Annotated in this window: 12 protein-coding genes and 2 tRNA genes; 7 read left to right on the plus strand and 7 right to left on the minus strand. The window is 66.7% G+C overall.

Going from position 1 to position 17,219, the window contains the following annotated elements; all coding sequences use genetic code 11:
- The first annotated feature begins 122 nt into the window (after nucleotides 1-122).
- The gene (locus IEW15_RS02560) at nucleotides 123-761 is read left to right on the plus strand and encodes a hypothetical protein (protein WP_188574579.1); all 639 of its coding nucleotides are present in this window, start codon (nucleotides 123-125) and stop codon (nucleotides 759-761) included.
- Between the two features lie 119 nt (nucleotides 762-880).
- Here IEW15_RS02560 and IEW15_RS02565 read toward each other — a convergent pair whose 3' ends face one another.
- From IEW15_RS02565 to IEW15_RS02575, 3 genes are all read right to left on the minus strand, one after another.
- Entirely contained in the window at nucleotides 881-1,462 is a 582-nt protein-coding gene (locus IEW15_RS02565) for a peroxidase-related enzyme (RefSeq protein WP_188574581.1), read from the minus strand.
- A gap of 95 nt (nucleotides 1,463-1,557) precedes the next feature.
- A complete protein-coding gene (gene acuR, locus IEW15_RS02570; protein WP_188574583.1) occupies nucleotides 1,558-2,250 on the minus strand; it encodes an acrylate utilization transcriptional regulator AcuR in 693 nt (230 codons plus the stop codon).
- A 62-nt stretch (nucleotides 2,251-2,312) separates the two neighbouring features.
- Complete coding sequence (locus tag IEW15_RS02575; protein ID WP_188574585.1) at nucleotides 2,313-4,907, minus strand: ATP-binding protein; 2,595 nt, start codon at nucleotides 4,905-4,907, stop codon at nucleotides 2,313-2,315.
- Nucleotides 4,908-5,207: 300 nt separating this feature from the next.
- Here IEW15_RS02575 and IEW15_RS02580 point away from each other — a divergent pair, with 300 nt between their 5' ends.
- Together IEW15_RS02580 and IEW15_RS02585 are read left to right on the plus strand one after the other, a co-directional pair.
- Nucleotides 5,208-6,827, plus strand: a complete 1,620-nt coding sequence (locus tag IEW15_RS02580; RefSeq protein ID WP_188574587.1) for an enoyl-CoA hydratase/isomerase family protein — start codon at nucleotides 5,208-5,210, stop codon at nucleotides 6,825-6,827.
- A gap of 52 nt (nucleotides 6,828-6,879) precedes the next feature.
- A complete protein-coding gene (locus tag IEW15_RS02585) occupies nucleotides 6,880-7,173 on the plus strand; it encodes an SCP2 sterol-binding domain-containing protein (RefSeq protein ID WP_188574588.1) in 294 nt (97 codons plus the stop codon).
- 270 nt (nucleotides 7,174-7,443) lie between these two features.
- Here IEW15_RS02585 and IEW15_RS02590 read toward each other — a convergent pair whose 3' ends face one another.
- The 3 genes from IEW15_RS02590 to IEW15_RS02600 all read right to left on the minus strand — a co-directional run bounded on the left by IEW15_RS02590 (nucleotide 7,444) and on the right by IEW15_RS02600 (nucleotide 9,724).
- Complete coding sequence (locus IEW15_RS02590; protein ID WP_188574590.1) at nucleotides 7,444-9,078, minus strand: 3-(methylthio)propionyl-CoA ligase; 1,635 nt, start codon at nucleotides 9,076-9,078, stop codon at nucleotides 7,444-7,446.
- A 393-nt stretch (nucleotides 9,079-9,471) separates the two neighbouring features.
- Nucleotides 9,472-9,547, minus strand: a tRNA-Asn gene (locus IEW15_RS02595).
- A 103-nt stretch (nucleotides 9,548-9,650) separates the two neighbouring features.
- A tRNA-Cys gene (locus tag IEW15_RS02600) sits at nucleotides 9,651-9,724 on the minus strand.
- Nucleotides 9,725-10,161: 437 nt separating this feature from the next.
- Between IEW15_RS02600 and IEW15_RS02605 the strand changes: the two genes are divergently transcribed.
- The 4 genes from IEW15_RS02605 (at nucleotide 10,162) to IEW15_RS02620 (ending at nucleotide 16,035) form a co-directional block, all read left to right on the plus strand.
- Nucleotides 10,162-10,818 carry a protein-L-isoaspartate O-methyltransferase family protein gene (locus IEW15_RS02605; RefSeq protein WP_188574593.1) on the plus strand — a complete coding sequence of 219 codons (657 nt, stop codon included), beginning with the start codon at nucleotides 10,162-10,164 and terminating at the stop codon, nucleotides 10,816-10,818.
- 103 nt (nucleotides 10,819-10,921) lie between these two features.
- Nucleotides 10,922-12,268: a TolC family outer membrane protein gene (locus IEW15_RS02610; RefSeq protein WP_188574595.1), complete on the plus strand. Its 1,347-nt coding sequence runs from the start codon at nucleotides 10,922-10,924 to the stop codon at nucleotides 12,266-12,268.
- A gap of 137 nt (nucleotides 12,269-12,405) precedes the next feature.
- Entirely contained in the window at nucleotides 12,406-13,164 is a 759-nt protein-coding gene (locus IEW15_RS02615; RefSeq protein ID WP_229707761.1) for a DUF2497 domain-containing protein, read from the plus strand.
- Nucleotides 13,165-13,365: 201 nt separating this feature from the next.
- Complete coding sequence (locus IEW15_RS02620) at nucleotides 13,366-16,035, plus strand: valine--tRNA ligase (protein ID WP_188574597.1); 2,670 nt, start codon at nucleotides 13,366-13,368, stop codon at nucleotides 16,033-16,035.
- 68 nt (nucleotides 16,036-16,103) lie between these two features.
- Here the strand turns inward: IEW15_RS02620 and IEW15_RS02625 are convergent, their stop codons facing one another.
- Nucleotides 16,104-17,150: an SMP-30/gluconolactonase/LRE family protein gene (locus IEW15_RS02625; protein ID WP_188574599.1), complete on the minus strand. Its 1,047-nt coding sequence runs from the start codon at nucleotides 17,148-17,150 to the stop codon at nucleotides 16,104-16,106.
- Between the last annotated feature and the right edge of the window lie 69 nt (nucleotides 17,151-17,219).

Here is a 17,219-nt window from a genome sequence, read left to right on the forward strand (position 1 = left end):
AGACCGTGTAAGGTGTTTTGGTTATCGAGATACCATCGTCTTGAATGAAATACTGAAGGGGTTATCACTTGTCGAGTCGGAATCGCGTGGGACGATCAAAGGCTGAGGATGGTTTCGTTCTGGTGGAGATTGCCATTGCGTTATTCGTGCTCGCCTTGCTGATCGGCAGTGTGCTGCCGCTGATGCGGGGACAGGCCGCGGCAGCCCGGGCGACTGCAACCGAAAGAAGATTGGATGCGGTGATGGCTGTTCTTGCGGCTGAACTTTCACGACATGGTCACCTGCCATGCCCGGCGCCGGCGGATGATGCAGGCGGTGGCATTGCCGCGGCCGGTTGCAGCGATGCTGCCGTGGGGCGGGTTCCGGCGGCCAGTCTGGGCCTGCCGGGCGATGCCGTGGTCGATGGCTGGCGGCGGCCCTTCACCTATGCGGTCGATGCCCGCGCAACCGCGACCGACAGCCTTGCCGACTGGTGCGCGGATGCCGATGGTTTCGATGCGCTGTCGCTTACCGGCGGCTCTCCGGCGCATCCGGTGGTGGTGCTGGTGGCCCATGGTCCTGGCGGCGGCGCGCTGCTGGCCAATGGTGACCGCGCTCCGGGTGCGACCGATGGCGCCGAGGCCGAGAATGCCGATGACGACGGCGATTTCGCCATCGCGGCTTTCGTGGCCGGTGGTCCCGACCGGTTCGACGACCGGATTCTGGCTTATGGCCAGCCGGCCTTCACCGGCGTTCACGGCATCATCTGCCCGCCGTCCTGAAGATGCCGGGTCAGGCTGAACATCGCTTCATCAAACGAGAACCGCCGGCAGTGGAATGCTGCCGGCGGTCGGGGGCGTTGCGGAGGCCGGTGTCTGCACCACGGCCGGATGGTCGGTGGTCAGCGACCCATGCTGTAGAATTCGTCGTTCGGGCGCATCCGGGTGACGTTCGCCATCCGGTTCGACAGGCCGAAGAACGCGGCGATGCCGGCAATGTCCCAGGCGTCGTCTTCCGTGAAGCCATGGGCTGCCAGGCCGGCATAGTCGTCTTCGTCCACGAGTTGCGCCTCGAAGGCCACCTTCATGGCGAAATCGAGCATGGCGCGCTGACGATCGGTGATGTCGGCCTTGCGATAGTTGATCGCGATCTGGTCGGCGATCAGCGGATTCCTGGCCCGGATCCGCAGAATGGCGCCGTGGGCGACCACGCAGTACTGGCAGCCATTGGCATTGCTGGTCGCCACCACGATCATCTCGCGCTCGGCTTTGGTCAGATTGCCGGGCTTGTCCATCAGCGCGTCGTGATAGGCGAAAAACGCGCGGAATTCATCCGGGCGGCGCGCCAGCACCAGAAACACGTTCGGGATGAAGCCGGATTTCTCCTGAACCGCCAGCAGGCGGTCGCGGATGTCCTGGGGCATGTCGGCGAGGGCCGGCACGGAAAAGCGGCTGATGGCGGTGCTGATCGGCGTGGTGGTCATCGAGGGAGACACTCCGGAGTTCGGCCAGAAGAGACGGGCCGCAAGGTACTGTCGGACAGGATATCGGGCGGACAGGATATCGGGCGGGCGGGATATCAGGCAGCAGGTCGGCGGTGGGGGGCAGGTGTCGGCGGGTCCGGTGTGGCGGCTGCGGCCAGACACCGGAAAAATCCCCGGGCGAACAGGTCGAGTGCGGCCGGGCTCCGCTCCAGCTTGGCGCGCAGCACCGCCCCTTCCCAGCCGATCCAGAACAGTGCGGCAAGCTGGTCGCAGTCATGATCGCGCGCGATCGCGCCATCGGCCTGGGCCGCGCGCAGACAGGCGGCGGTGCGGGCCTGCCAGTCGGCGAAGACCTGTTGCAACTGAGCGCGGAACCGGTCGGGCAGGGTGCCGATCTCCTGGCCCAGATTGCCGACCAGACAGCCGCGACGATAGCCATGGCGTGCCATGCCGGTGGTGGCATCGGCGATGAAATCCGCCAGGCGCGTCAGCGGTGGCCGGGTCTCGTCGGCCAGCCAGCGGTCCAGTTTGCGGGCGAAATAGGTGGCATAGGCGTCGATCAACGCGGCGCCGAACGCCTCCTTGCTGGCGAAATAGTGATAGAACGAGCCTTTTGGCACCCGGGCCGCACGCAGGATCTCGTCCAGCCCCACGGCCGAAAAGCCCCGCTCTGTCAGGGCCACGACGCCGGCACGCAGCAGCATGTCGCGGGTGTCGCCATCCGCTGCTGTCGCCTTGCGGGGGCGGCCGCGCTTCCGCTGGATGTCCGGGCTGGGTGCAATGGTCATGGCCCATTATAGACCGATCGTCTAGAAAAAGAACAGCCACAGACTGACGAGGGTGGTCACGGTCAGCTCCGTGCGGCGGCGGCATGAATTTCGGCGTCCAGCCGCTCGGTCAGCACTCCGGCCTCGGCGAGGGACATGGCTTCCAGTGAGGCGCAGAGGCTTGCGAGCCGCACGAACCCGTAATTGGCCGCCAGGCCCTTCAGGGCATGCAAGGCGCTGCGATAGGCATTGGCGTCGCCATCGGCGATTGCGGCCTGCACCTGCCGGCCGCTGCCAATCGCACTTTCGGCAAACAGTGCATACAGCATGGTCGATCGATCGGCACCCAATGCCATATCGAGTGCCGCCCGCCGGTGGTCGTCGATGACCGGCATGGCCGTCAGCCGTGCCAGGGGGTCGGCGCCTTGCCCCGGATCAGCACCGGGATCCGAGGGATTGTCTGCCGGCGCGGGCGGTGGCAGTGGGCTGTGATCGACCGGCAGCGACGGCGGCGCACCGGCGAGCAGCGTGATCAGGGTGGTCCGCAATTCGACCCAGTTCACCGGCTTGGCGACAAAGGCATCGATGCCGGCGTCGAAATAGCGTGGCCGGTTTTCAACCATCGCATCTGCCGACAGCGCCATGATCGGCACCGTGTCGCCACGCGCGCGGATCGCGCGGGTGGCGGCCACACCATCCATCCGCGGCATCTGCATGTCCATGATGATCACGTCGAAGGGCTGGCGCGCCGAGATGTCGACCGCGGCGGCACCATCCTCGACCACGGTGACCGTGAAACCCATCCGGTGCAGCGCCTCGCCCATCAGCTCGCGGTTGACCGGATTGTCCTCGGCCACCAGCACCCGCCTTCCCGAGAAACGGCCCCCGGTCAATGCGGCCGCCTCATCGCCGATCACTGGCCCGGCAATGGTGGTGGGCGGAGTGACCGGCCGACAGGGCAGATAGACCGTGAACACCGACCCGACGCCGGGCAGGCTGTCGACCGACAATTCGCCGCCCATGGCGGTGGTGAGGCGGTGTGAAATCGCAAGCCCGAGCCCCGTGCCGCCGGGCTGGCCGCTCATCGGGCCGCGGGCCTGTGTGAACGGATCGAAGATCTGCGCCAGATCCTGCGATGCGATGCCGACGCCGGTATCGGCGACGGCGATGGCGATGCGATCCGGACCGCCATGCCGACCGGCCAGAACATCCAGCCTGATTTCAATGAAGCCGCTGTCGGTGAACTTGATCGCATTGCCGACCAGGTTCATCAGCACCTGCCGCAACCGCATCGGATCGGCAAGGATCGCATCGGGCACGCCGCTGGCCCGGCGCACGGTCAGGGCCAGACCCTTCTGCGAGGCGCGGCCTTCGAACAGGCCCAGCACATCGCCCACAAGCCGGTCCAGCACCAGGGGTTCTTCCGACAGGCTGAGCCGGCCGGCCTCGATCTTCGACAGATCCAGAATGTCGTCGAGCAGCGTCATCAGACCGCCGGCGGATCGGCGCATGGCGGTGACCCAGCGCTGCTGCTTGTCGTTCAGCGGGCTTGCGTCCAGCAGATCCAGCATGCCCAGAACGCCGGTCATCGGCGTGCGCAGTTCATGGCTCATATTCGCCAGGAACATCGATTTGGCGGCGTTGGCCTGTTCGGCCGTGACCTGTGCCGCGCGCAGTTCCTCTTCGGTGCGGTGCAGGTCGGATACGTCGATCGCCAGCACATCGGCCACCCGGTCGCCATTCGCCAGGGTCTGCGGCGCCGCGACGTGAAGCATCGCCCAGCGGGTGATGCCGTCGCGGCCCACCAGCGGCAGCCCGAAACGGGATGGCCCGATGCCCAGCATGGCATCGCGGATGGCGGCCATTGCCCGGCGCGGGGCGTGGTCGGCCACCAGATCATCCAGCTGTGCGGGGTCGGCACAGATCCGTGCGGCATCGATGCCGCCGGTGATATCGCGGATGCCATTGCCGGCATAGATGATCGCCGGCGGACCGTCTGCCGGCAGCAGGCATTGCAGGAAGGCACCCGGCACGCTGTCGGCCATCGCGCGGAACCGCTGACGTTCGGCCAGCAGGGCGGTCTCGGTGCGTCGGCGCTGGCGTTCCATCAGCATCAGGCTGCCGAAGACGATGGTGCCGACGACCGAGACCAGCATGATCGGCGTGCCGATCACCGACAGGATCCGTCCGCCTTCCATTATCCCGAAGAAGGCCGGAACCACGACGACAGGACTGCCCCCGACCAGCGCACCCGCGATCGGCAGGTCGGTGAACCGGATGCCCGACGATCGCCGCCAGAGCCACCAGGCGATCGACAGCACGCCGATCACCCCGATCGATGCCAGGGCCGGTGCGACGCCCGCGCCGCCCGACAGCATCCGCCAGCCGCCGATCATGATGCCGGTGACGACGGTGGCAAGCGGGCCGCCAAACGGTGCCGACAGGATCAGCAGCACCGACCGCGCATCGAAAAACAGCCCGTCTTTGATCGTGATCGGCAGCAGCATCGAGGCGATCGACACCACCCCGAACAACACGCCCACGCACAGGCCATGGCCATGGTTGCCAAGCCGGTGCTGCCAGCGGTTCACCATACCGAAGCCAAGTGCCGCCAGAGCCAGAAGGCCGAGATTCTGGCTGAGCGGCAGCAACACCGAGATCCAGTCATTCCCGTTCATATACGGCTCATCGACAGACACGAGCTCCGCGCATGGTTCGAACGCCGGATAGCCGCCGCTCCGCTTAAGGCTCAGTGTACAGTGACGGCACGCCCCACGGTACTTGCAAGAATATTGGATGCGATTCAACTATAAATACATTTAAGGTCGGGAAACGGAACCACTGGATCCTGGACAGAGAGGGACGCGCGGCATGAGCGAGCGGCTTCACAGCACCGATGGCGGGCCATCACATGCACCCTGCAGCGGATCGACGGACAACACTGTCATGGGCGCCGGTCAATGAGCGTCGGTCAGGTCATGGATACCGGTCACGCCGTGCAGCTTCGCGCCGGACCGCGCCCGGGTATCATCCGGCTGTGGCTGCAGCGCCGGGATCGCCCGGCCAATCTGGTCGACGACCTGATGATCGACGACCTGTGCCGGGCGATCGATGCCCTTGAGGCCATGCCGGACCTGGCGGGCGTGCTGCTGCAATCGGGCGGGCGGGATTTCCTGGCCGGTGCCGATCTCACCCGGCTCGATGCGCTGCGCGATCCCGCGCGCAGCCGCGGCTTCTCGACCGCATTTCATGCAGCGACGCGGCGGCTGGAACGCCTGAATGCGCCGGTGGTGGCGCTGATCGCGGGTGCCTGCATGGGCGGCGGGTTCGAACTGGCGCTGGCGGCCGATGCGCGGGTGGCCGTGGCTGGCCGCTTCGCCATCGGCTGTCCGGAAGCCGCGATCGGCACGATGCCCGGCGGCGGCGGCACGCAGCGCCTGCCGCGCCTGATCGGCCGGCTTCCGGCGCTGGCGATGCTGGCCCTGGGCCGCACGCTCGATCCCGACGCGGCCTGGGACACCGGTATCCTCGATGCGCCACCCTTTGCCGATATCGCCGCAGCCGAGGCGGCGGCATGCCAGATCATCCAGGCGATCCATGCCGGCGACCCGTCGGTGCTCCGCCGCCCGTTGAGCGACGAACAGCCATCCGGCGCCGGAGCGACGGCAGAGGAGGCGGGGATCCTGACCTGGGCACGCGCACTGCGCCATCGCCGGCCGGGTGTCCTCGCCACCTGTGCCGCCGTGCTGGATGGCCAGTCCCTCGATCTCGATGCGGCGCTGGCCCTTGAAGCCGGGCGCTTTGCCGCGCTGATGGCACAGCCTGAGCCGCATCGGCTGGTGGCGGGCGGATTCCTGGCGGGGCGTGCCCTGGCGCGGGGAATCGGGTGGCCAGCGCAGCCGGTGCCGGCACCGGCTGCGCCGCGCGTTCATGCCGGTGATGGCTGCGCGGCGGTGGGGATCTCCGGCGATGACGGCGCGGAACCTGCCAAGGACGGCGATGTGACGCTCGTGGTGCTGGCGCCTGCTGGCCCGGTTTCTGGCCCGGTGGTGCCGGCAGCGTGCCCTGATGGAGCCATGGGGGTGGTGGTGCATGGCCCGGTCGTAAAAGGCCAGGCCGGGCGGGAGCCGGGGCGGCGGCGGATCGCCGAAGTGCTGATACCGGCGGATGCCATGCCAGGGGCGGTCATCGCCGCCATGGACCGGCTGCGCAAGTCCGGCTTCGGAACGGCCGCCGTACCGGCGGCGGCAGGATCGGTGATCTGTCGGCTTGCCGGTGCCGGGCAGGCCGGTCTTGCGGCGTTGATCGCGGATGGATGGCCGCCGGACCGTCTTCACCGCGCGCTGGCGCGGGCAGGCTTTGGCTGGCCGCTGGTTCCCGACGCGCTGGAAGGGCTGGCGGACCGGGCGGCGGACGGGGATGATGATCGCGCGGCCGGCGTGGTGGCGGCAGCCATGCGCCGTGCGGCAGCCGATCTGGTCGCGGCTGGGGTCGCACCGGCGGCGATCGACGTGTTGGCGACGCAGGGCGCCGGATGGCCCGCCCATCTGGAACCGCTGTCCCATCCGGTGGTTGATGAGCGGTCCGGCCCATCTTGACGACGCATGATCTTACATTTACGTTAACGTCAACAAACGCGGGAGGAACGATATGTCGACCGATGATCTGGTGCGCCGGATGCAGGACAAGGCAACCAAGGGCGGTGACCTTGGCGCTACGGTCAAATTCGTGCTGGAGGACGGGGTGATCTTCGTCGATGGCCGGTCGAGCCCGGCCGAGGTGTCGGATGCCGACCGCGATGCCGATTGCACCATCCGCTGTTCCGCCGAAACCCTGGACCGCCTGATGACCGGCGACTTGTCCGCGACCATGGCCTTCATGACCGGCAAGATCAAGGTCGAGGGCGACATGACGGTTGCGATGAAGCTGTCGGCGATCCTCTGAACCGAGATGCCGCGCCATGGTGCCCGCCCGCCGCCGCGAGTGCCGCGGGGGATCAGGTGGGACCGTGCCGCCAACGATGCTTCCGTCCGGGCGTGTCATCCTTCACGGATGGCTGCCGGTTCCCCCCGGAAGTCGACGGGGGATGTGGCCCTGACAGGCTGCATCCCCCATGTTCATCAGGCCCCATGTCCATCAGGCCCCATTTCCATCAGAATTGACGGCAAAGGGCGGCTTCCGCAGGAAGGCCGCCTTTTGCCGTCTTTGATCTGATCAATCAGTCTTTTTGGTCAGCCAGTCGCCATAGGCTTCGCGCAGCTTCATCTTCAGCAGCTTGCCGGTGGCGGTGTGCGGCAGCTCGTCGACGAAGATCACGTCATCGGGCAGCCACCATTTCACCACCTGGGTTTCCAGATAGTCGAGCATGCCCTGCTTGTCGAGCGTGGCACCCTCGCGCGGGATCACCAGCAGCAGCGGGCGTTCCTGCCATTTGTCATGGGCGACGCCGATGACCGCGGCTTCCTTGACGTCCGGATGGCCGACGGCGGCGTTTTCAAGGTCGATCGAGCTGATCCATTCGCCACCCGACTTGATCACGTCCTTTGACCGGTCGACGATCTGGGCATAGCCGTCGGCATCGATGGTGGCGATGTCGCCGGTGTCGAACCAGCCGTCATCGTCCAGGATCGTCTCGTCCTCGCGGCGGAAATAGGTCTTCAGCACCCAGGGGCCGCGGACCTTCAGATGGCCGAATGCCACGCCGTCATGCGGCAGGTTGTTGCCGTCGCTGTCGGTGATCCGCATGTCGATGCCATAGACCGCCTTGCCGATCTTGGTCTGAAGCTTGTACTTTGCCTCCTGGCTCAAGCCCAGATGCTTGGCCTTGAAGGTGCAGGTGGTGCCGACCGGGCTCGTCTCGGTCATGCCCCAGGCATGCAGCAGGAAGGTGCCGTGCTTTTCCTGGAACTTGCGGATCATCGCTTCCGGCGCGGCCGAGCCGCCGACCACGGCGATGCGCACGCCTTCCATCTTGACGCCGATCTCGTCCAGATGGTTCAGCAGCGCCAGCCACACCGTGGGCACGCCGGCCAGAATCGTCGGGCGTTCCATCTCGATCAGCTCGGCCAGCCCCGGACCATCCAGGCGCGGGCCGGGGAACACCAGCTTGGCGCCGACCATCGGGCAGGCATAAGGCAGGCCCCAGGCGTTCACATGGAACATCGGCACCACCGGCAGCACGGCGTCGGTGGCCGACACGGCCAGGCTGTCGGCCATGCAGATGCCATAGGAATGCAGCACGTTGGAGCGGTGCGAATACAGCACGCCCTTGGGGTTGCCCGTGGTGCCCGAGGTATAGCACAGCGATGAGGCGGTGTTCTCGTCGAACCGGGGGAACTCGAAGCTGGCGGGCTGGTCGGCGATCAGCTCTTCATAGCAGATCGCGTTGACCAGCGTCGTCTCGGGCATGTTCGCCCGGTCGGTCAGGATGACCACGGCTTCCACGGTCGGCATCTTGCCGGCCAGTTTTTCCAGAATCGGAACGAAAGTCAGGTCCACCAGGATCACGCGGTCTTCGGCGTGATTGATGATGTACTCGATCTGTTCAAGGAACAGGCGTGGATTGATCGTGTGCAGAACCGCGCCCGAGCCCGACACCGCGAAATAGGCCTCGAAATGCCGATAGCCGTTCCAGGCAAGCGTGCCGACCCGGTCGCCCATGCCGATGCCGAAGCGCGAGGCGAGGGCGTTGGTGAGCTGCTGAACGCGGCTGTACGCATCCGCATAGGTATAGCGGTGGATCGGCCCCTCGCAGGTCCGCGACACGATTTCGACATCGCCGTGAAACTTGGCGGCCGTTTCGATCAGCGGTGCGATCAGAAGCGGCGTGTCCATCATCTGGCCGCGCATGAATCCTCCCTTGGTCTCAGCATAGGAACGCGGTCCCGTTCGGGGCGCCGCGGCGATGGCGCCCGTCGCGCCATCGGAAAGCGGATGAAGACATTTCGTCGGGTGCCGCTCCCCCCGAAGCGACCCGCCGGTCACGAGCGCCGGCGCGGCCAGCCTAGCGTGTCGACCGGGCTTTGTGAACCGGCATACGCTGCCGTGAAGCCCGCAGAAAACCGCGGTTTCGGGATATATCGCACAGGCTTTATGGCGCCGGGGTTCTTCGCGTATTCGGGGCAATCATTCCCTGGTCGACCTCCTGAAGGCGACCGCCATGGCCGTGCCTTCCGGGGTGGGTCGCGGATTGATGCACAAAAAAAGACCCTCGCCGCATAACGGCGAAGGTCTTTTTTGAAGTGGCTCCCCGAGCCGGACTCGAACCAGCGACAAGGTGGTTAACAGCCACCTGCTCTACCTACTGAGCTATCGGGGATCAGTGATAGCCTTCGTCTGTGGGGCGTGCTTTTATCACCATCTGGCCGTCATGTCCAGATCGATTTTCATCGATCGTCCCTGATCAATGTCTGACGAGAAGATGGAGGCCGGGGGCGGAGTCGAACCGCCGATCGGGGATTTGCAGTCCCCTGCATTACCACTTTGCTACCCGGCCACCGGGCTTGTCGTCCAACATGATCTCTGGCGCCGTACCATCTCCGGCATGACGCCATCTCTGGTACTGAACAGGCAGACCGTGCTGATGTTCCAGGCTCTGCCGCCTGCGTTTCCGCAGTCCGCAGCACCCCTCGACGGATCGGGTTTATAGAGGCGTCTCAGGGTGTGGTCAACCCCTGCTTCGTCATCGGATCATCACGATCCGCGAAAACAGTGTAACCGTGCGTGGCGTCACAGTCACGGCCCATGCCATGTGCCCATGATGCCATCGTGGCCGGGATTGTTCGTGCTGGAAGAGGCCTTCGCAGGGTGTCCGGTGACAAGCTTGTGTCCCCGTCATTGTCATCCCCCCGCGCCCCCGGTATAAGTTGCGGGCGATGCGCCACCGTTCGCGCAGCGCCGCCGGACCGACCGGAAGCAGCCGAGAGCCGAAGCATGCACGACTATAGCGATGCCCGCCGTAACATGGTGCTGACCCAGCTCCTCCCGAACAGGGTCACCGATGACCGTGTGCTCGATGCCATGGGCACCGTGCCGCGGGAGCGGTTCGTGCCTGTCAGCCACCGCGCCGTCGCCTATGTCGACGAGGATGTGGCCATTGGCTATGGCCGGTTCCTGATGGAGCCGATGCTGTTTGCGCGTCTGCTTCAGGCGGCCGATATCCGGTCCCACGAAGCCGTGCTCGATATCGGCTGCGGTGCCGGCTATTCGGCGGCGGTTCTGGCGCGACTGGCGTCGGCCGTGGTCGCGGTCGAGGAACAGACCGAACTGGCCGAACAGGCAGGCGAGTTGATCGAGCAACTGGGCGTTCAGAACGCTGCCGTGATCACCGGCCCGCTGGCCGAGGGTTATGCCGCCCAGGCACCCTATGACGTGATCGTCGTCGAGGGTGCGCTTGAGGTGGAACCCAAGGCGCTGCTCGACCAACTGGCCGATGGCGGCCGTCTGGTCGCGGTCATGAACGACAAGGGCCGCGTCGGCCATGCGACCCTGTTCACCAATTATGCGGGGGCGATCGCGCGGCGGACATTGTTCGACGCGGCGACGCCGGTCCTGTCGGCCTTCCGCAAGACGGTCGGCTTCGTTTTCTAGGCCACTGGCCGCCGAACGCCGGGGGAGAGCGCGCCTTCGGGCGTGTCCGGAGGCGGGCGGTCCCGATCATGGTGTGCCATCTGCGCAAGCGAGGGATGGGACGGTGAGACGATCGATACTTGCAGCGGTGCTCGCTGCCGGCACGATGCTGGCCACGCCGTTGGCTGCCATGGCGGAAACGCTTCAGGATGCGCTGGTCGCGTCCTATGTCACCAATCCCCGGATCGATGCGGCGCGCGCCCAGTTGCGGGCGGTTGACGAGAACGTGCCCACCGCCCTGGCTGGTCGCCGGCCGCAGGCGCAGGTGCAGGGCAGCGCCGGCCGTGCCGGGACGTCGGCGGGGGACAGCAAGACTTACGGCACGGATCCCCGATCCGTCACCCTCCAGGTCACGCAGCCGGTGTGGACCGGTGGCCGGGTCGATGCTCAGCTCGGTCAGGCCGAGGCACAGGTGATGGCAACGCGGGAGCAGGTCCGCAGCATTGAGCAGGACGTGCTGCGCGAGGCGGCGACCGCCTATGGCGACGTCTATCGCGACCGGTCTGTAGTTGAGCTGAATGTCAATAACATCAAGGTTCTGGAGCGGCAACTTCAGGCGACGCGCGATCGTTTCGAGGTGGGCGAGGTGACCCGCACCGATGTGGCGCAGGCCGAGGCGCGACTGGCGTTGGCCCAGGCCGATCTGACCCGCGCGCGCGGCGCACTGGCCAGTTCCGAGGCAACCTATATGCGGGTCGTGGGGCAGGCGCCCGAGGCGCTCGAAGTCCCGCGCGCCTTTCCCGACCTGCCGATGTCGCGTCCCGATGCCATTGCGCGGGCGCGCGATGACAATCCATCGGTGCGCTCGGCCCGCTTCACGGTCGAGGTGGCCGAGCAGCAGGTGCAGTCGGCCCAGGCGACCCGCATGCCGCAGGTCTCTCTGGTCGGCAGCCATCAGCGCGAGCGCGACAGTTCCTATGCGCTCGACCGCACCGAGGACAGCCGGGTCGTGGCCCAGCTGACCGTCCCGCTCTATCAGGGCGGCAGCGAGTTTTCCGGCATCCGTCAGGCCAAGGAGACCCGTGCCCAGCGGCGCGGCGAGTTGATGACCGCCGAGCGCCAGGCCGTCGAGGGCGCCACCGCCGCCTGGGAGACGCTGCAATCGGCGCGGGCGTCGATCGTATCGATCGACGCCGCCGTGCGCGCGGCCGACATCGCCCTGGAAGGTGTGCGTGAAGAGGCAGCCGTCGGCGCCCGCACCACGCTGGATGTGCTGGATGCCGAACAGGAGCTGTTTCAGGCCCGGGTCAATCTGGTCGGCGCCCAGCGCGACGTGATCGTTGCCGGCTTCCAGCTGGCGGCGGCGATCGGCGCCCTTGACATCGCCGCGGTGTCGGCGACCACGCCGGTCTATGACCCGCAGGACAACTACCGCAAAGTTCGCGACGCCTGGTGGGGCACCGGCGACTGAGCGGCGGCAACCACACCGGATCCAGCCAGCGAGCCGGCCCCGTCACAGGCGGGGCCGGCTCGTCGTCGCTGGCATTCATCCGCCGACTGCCTTAGAGTGGCGGCAACCGGACACGCGTGAGGAGCCCCAAGGGGCCGATGACCGACAGGACTCAGAACCAGGAACCGTCGATGGAGGAAATTCTCGCCTCCATCCGGCGTATCATCGCCGAAGAAGACGGTGAGGAGGGTGGCGCGGCGGCACAAGCCGCACCGGCGGCCGCACCCGCACGCCGGGATGACCGTGAGGATGTGCTCGACCTGATCGATGTGGTCGAGCCCGATCCCTTCGATGATCCGGCGCCTGAGCCGGAACCGGACCCGGGCGATGACATGGCCGCGGATGACGACTTCGACGACGACTTCGCGCGCGGTCCCAGCTTCGCTGCCAGTGCGGATGACGACATGTTCGATGACGAGCCCAAGCCCAAGCCCAAGCCTGCGTCCGCCAAGCCGGCGGCGGCACCTGCGGCCGAGGATCCATGGGATATGCTGAATGACGCCGATGACGAGGCGGCATTCGACGATCCGGAGCCCGAACCACAGCCCGTCCCTGAACCCCGGCCCGCACCCCGGCCGCAGCCGGCGGCAGCCCCGTCGGGCGAGGGCCTGATGTCGCAGGCGGCAAGTGCCGCGACGGTCGCGGCCTTCGCCAGCCTGGGGCAGGCTCTGGTGGGCGGCGGCGGCGATCAGCGCCGGCCTGAAGCGGCCTTCGGCGGCCGCACGCTTGAGGATCTGGTGGCCGATATCCTGCGGCCGCTGCTGAAGGACTGGCTGGACCACAACCTGCCGCCGATGGTCGAACAACTGGTCCGCGAGGAAATCCAGCGGCTGGTAGAACGCTCGCTGCGCCCGTGAGCGCGGCACCGGTGTCTGGCGGGCGCGGTTCCGCCGCCACCTCTCTGATATTCCGCCGGGCCTGATGGCCTGCCACCGGCCCGGATCATGGCCTGTGGCAGGCCGGGTCCGGCCCCGCATCGACTGCGGATGCATCGATCGGCGGATGGGCCGCGTCATCGCTCTGGCCTGCCGCCCCAGAAGACAGCGGAACGGAACGGTATGCTGGACAAGACCTTCCGGCCTCAGGACACCGAGGCCGAGATCTATGAGGGCTGGCGCCGGAGCGGCGCCTTCCAGGCGGACACGCAGGCCGATGGCGCCCCCTTTACGATCATGATGCCGCCGCCGAATGTGACCGGCAGCCTTCATATCGGCCATGCGCTGACCATGACCATTCAGGATGCGCTGACCCGCTATCGGCGGATGACCGGCCGCGATGCGCTGTGGCAGCCGGGCACCGACCATGCCGGCATCGCCACTCAGATGGTCGTGGAGCGTCAACTGGCCGAGCAGGGGATCACCCGCAACGACGTCGGCCGCGACGGGCTGATCGAGCGGATCTGGGCCTGGAAGGAACAGTCCGGCGGCCGCATCCTGGATCAGTTGACCCGGCTCGGGGCCTCGGCCGACTGGCCGCGCGAGCGTTTCACCATGGACCCGGCCTTCTCGGATGCGGTGCGCAAGGTGTTCGTCACCCTGCACAAGCAGGGGCTGATCTATCGCGACAAGCGGCTGGTCAACTGGGATCCCAAGCTCAAGACCGCGATTTCCGACCTTGAGGTCGAGCCGCGTGAGGTGAAGGGCCATTACTGGCACCTGCGCTATCCACTGGCCGACGGGTCCGGCCGTCATATCGTGGTCGCGACCACCCGGCCCGAAACCATGCTGGGCGACACGGCGGTTGCGGTGCACCCCACCGACGAGCGCTATACCGACCTGATCGGCTGCGAGGTGCTGCTGCCGCTGACCGGCCGGCGGATTCCGATCGTCGCCGACGAATATTCCGACCCCGAGAAGGGATCGGGCGCGGTCAAGATCACGCCTGCCCATGACTTCAACGATTTCGAGGTCGGCAGGCGCCATGATCTGGCGATGATCAACGTGCTCGACGCCGACGGCCGGATCGTGACCGATGCGGTGATCCCCGCCGCCTATCGCGGGCTCGACCGCTTCCAGGCGCGCGAGCGGATCGCAGCCGACATGGAGGCCGCCGGTCTGCTTGAGGCGATCGAGCCGGTCACCCATACGGTGCCTTACGGCGACCGGTCGGGCGTGGTGATCGAGCCGTGGCTGACCGATCAGTGGTATGTCGATGCGCCGAAGCTGGCGGGTCCGGCGATCGAGGCGGTCGAAAGCGGCAAAACCGTCTTCGTGCCCCGGCAGTGGGAGAACACCTATTACGACTGGATGCGCAACATCCAGCCGTGGTGCGTGTCGCGCCAGATCTGGTGGGGACATCGGGTGCCGGCCTGGTACGGCCCGGACGGTGCGGTGTTCGTCGAGGAAACCGAGGCCGAAGCCCGTGCCGCGGCGCTGGCCCATTATGGCGAGGCGGTAACGCTCAGCCAGGATACCGACGTGCTCGATACCTGGTTCAGCTCGGCGCTCTGGCCGTTCGGCACGCTGGGCTGGCCCGAACAGACGCCTGAGCTTGCCCGTTATTATCCGGGTGACGTGCTGGTCACCGGCTTTGACATCATCTTCTTCTGGGTCGCCCGGATGATGATGATGGGTCTGCACTTCATGGGCGACGTGCCGTTCCGCACCGTCTATATCCATGCCCTGGTCCGTGACGAGAAGGGCCAGAAGATGTCGAAGTCGAAGGGGAACGTCATCGACCCCATCGATCTGATCGACAAATACGGCGCCGATGCGGTGCGTTTCACCCTGTTGGCCCTGGCGGCTCAGGGCCGTGACGTCAAGCTGGCCGAGGCCCGGGTCGCCGGCTATCGCAATTTCTCGACCAAGCTGTGGAATGCCGCCCGTTTCGCCGAAATGAACGGCGCCGAGAGCATTGAGGGGTTCGATCCCTCGGCCGTGACCCATGTGCTGAACCGCTGGATCGTGGGCGAGACCGCGCGCGCGGTTGCCGCGGTCACCGAGGGGTTGGAGGCGTTCCGCTTCAACGAGGCGGCGCAGGCCGCCTATCGCTTCACCTGGGATATCGTCTGCGACTGGTATGTGGAACTGGCGAAGCCGGTTCTGCAGGGCGGCGACAGTGGTGCCGTGCAGGCCGAAACCCGCGCGACGCTGGCCTGGGTGCTGGACCAGATCCTGTTGCTGCTGCACCCGATGATGCCGTTCATGACCGAGCAGCTGTGGGCGACGCGGCCCGGCAGCCGTGTTGGCACCGCGATCAACGGCCAATGGCCCGCGCTCGATCCGAAGACGCTGTCCGATCCGGCCGCCGATGCCGAAATCGGTTGGCTGATCGAGGTGGTGTCGGCCGTCCGCAGCGTGCGCTCGGAACTGAATGTGCCGCCTGCCGCCCGCGTGCCGGTGCTATTCCGGGCCGCATCGGACGTCACCCGCGCCCGTGCCGCCACCCATGGTGACGCCATCGGCCGGCTGGCCCGTGCCGAGGCGGTCGATTTCGTCGAGGGCGAGGTCGCCGGCACCGTCGAGACGCTGGTCAGCGGCGAGGTCGTGCTGCTGCCGATCGCATCGGTGATCGACGTCGCGGTCGAGGCCAAACGGCTGGACGGCGAAATCGCCAGGCTGGATCGCGATATCACCGGCATCGACAAGCGGCTGGACAATCCGGCCTTCGTCGCCAAGGCGCCGGCCGAGGTGGTGGAGGAGAATCGCGAGCGCCGGGAGCAGGCCGTGGCCGATCGTGCGGCTCTGGTTGCGGCGCTGGCACGGGTTCAGGCCATGCGCCAGGCGTGATCATCCGTCAGATCTGAATGCGGTCACGAACGGCCGCCGCCCACAAGGGTGGCGGCCGTTCGCATGTCTCAGCGCGCGTCGTGCCAATGGACCATGGGCAGACCCGCCACAGGCGCGCGAAAGAACGGGATCGTGGTGCCTCTCAGGCTGCCCAGATACACTGTCCGCAGATCCGGACCGCCGAAGGTGACGCTGGCCATCCACGGCGCCAGGGTGCCCTGCGCCATCATCATGTCGTCGACCGTGGCGGTCCCCTGGTCGATCTTTGCCATATAGGTGCGCGATATGTCGGGATCGCCGTCATCCAGCAGGATGCGCAGATCGCCCTCGGGCGTGATGGCGACCAGACGGTCGACCATGATCAACGTGCACCACAGATTGCCATAGGCGTCGAAGGCGATGCCGTCGGGCGGTCCGCCGAGATGGCCGGGGCCGAAGATCTCGCGGTCGGTGAGCGTCACCCCTTGCGGGGTTTCCACCACCCGCATCTGGCTGATATGCGGCCCGGTCGTTTCCACGACATACAGCCAGCTCTCTGTGGCATCGAACCGGATCTCGTTGGTAAAGGCGAAGCCATCGGCCACGACCCGCAGACCGTGTTCGTCCATCACCGCGATATAGCCGTCGCTGACACGGCTCAATGCTGCCGTGGTCCATGGATTGACCCGGGTCGAGACCGTCAGCCAGACGCGGTCCTTCGTGTCGCGCAGAACGAAATTCACCTTGCCGATCGGCTGGCCGTCGATCTGGTCATGGAGCGTGCGCACCATGCCGTCGCGGGACATCACTTCCAGCAGATCGGTGCCGAAATTGGCGATCAGGATGTCGCCATTGCGGGCGAAGGCGAGGCCATTGGGCAGGGTGCCCTGGGTGAACTTGGCCTCCAGTGCCGCTGTCGACGTCTGATCGGCCGTGGCGAAGCGAGCATCGGCACGCTGGCTGATGAAGTGCTGGCTGCCATCGGCGGCGATGCGCGTCACACCGCCGCGGGCATCCGCCGCCCACAGCGTGCCGTCGGGTTCGGCCAGAATGCATTCGGGGCGCTGCAGATCGTGGCCGATCGTGTCGATCAGGGTACGATCGACCGTGAAGTCGTCGAGGGGATTGCGGGGCATCGGGTCGTCCTCCCGGGCGTGGTGCATCGGCGGCCGGCGCCAGGGCCGATGCGCTTTTCTGGACGACCA

It is taken from the genome of Tistrella bauzanensis (genome assembly GCF_014636235.1).
Classification (GTDB): domain Bacteria; phylum Pseudomonadota; class Alphaproteobacteria; order Tistrellales; family Tistrellaceae; genus Tistrella; species Tistrella bauzanensis.

Bases quoted from the DNA above. Each gene is read 5' to 3' on its own strand.
- acuR (WP_188574583.1), bottom strand. From the start codon at position 2,250: ATGACCATTGCACCCAGCCCGGACATCCAGCGGAAGCGCGGCCGCCCC.
- IEW15_RS02625 (WP_188574599.1), bottom strand. From the start codon at position 17,150: ATGCCCCGCAATCCCCTCGACGACTTCACGGTCGATCGTACCCTGATC.
- IEW15_RS02615 (WP_229707761.1), top strand. From the start codon at position 12,406: ATGACCGACAGGACTCAGAACCAGGAACCGTCGATGGAGGAAATTCTC.
- IEW15_RS02585 (WP_188574588.1), top strand. From the start codon at position 6,880: ATGTCGACCGATGATCTGGTGCGCCGGATGCAGGACAAGGCAACCAAG.
- IEW15_RS02565 (WP_188574581.1), bottom strand. From the start codon at position 1,462: ATGACCACCACGCCGATCAGCACCGCCATCAGCCGCTTTTCCGTGCCG.
- IEW15_RS02620 (WP_188574597.1), top strand. From the start codon at position 13,366: ATGCTGGACAAGACCTTCCGGCCTCAGGACACCGAGGCCGAGATCTAT.
- IEW15_RS02580 (WP_188574587.1), top strand. From the start codon at position 5,208: ATGGATACCGGTCACGCCGTGCAGCTTCGCGCCGGACCGCGCCCGGGT.
- IEW15_RS02590 (WP_188574590.1), bottom strand. From the start codon at position 9,078: ATGCGCGGCCAGATGATGGACACGCCGCTTCTGATCGCACCGCTGATC.
- IEW15_RS02575 (WP_188574585.1), bottom strand. From the start codon at position 4,907: ATGAACGGGAATGACTGGATCTCGGTGTTGCTGCCGCTCAGCCAGAAT.
- IEW15_RS02605 (WP_188574593.1), top strand. From the start codon at position 10,162: ATGCACGACTATAGCGATGCCCGCCGTAACATGGTGCTGACCCAGCTC.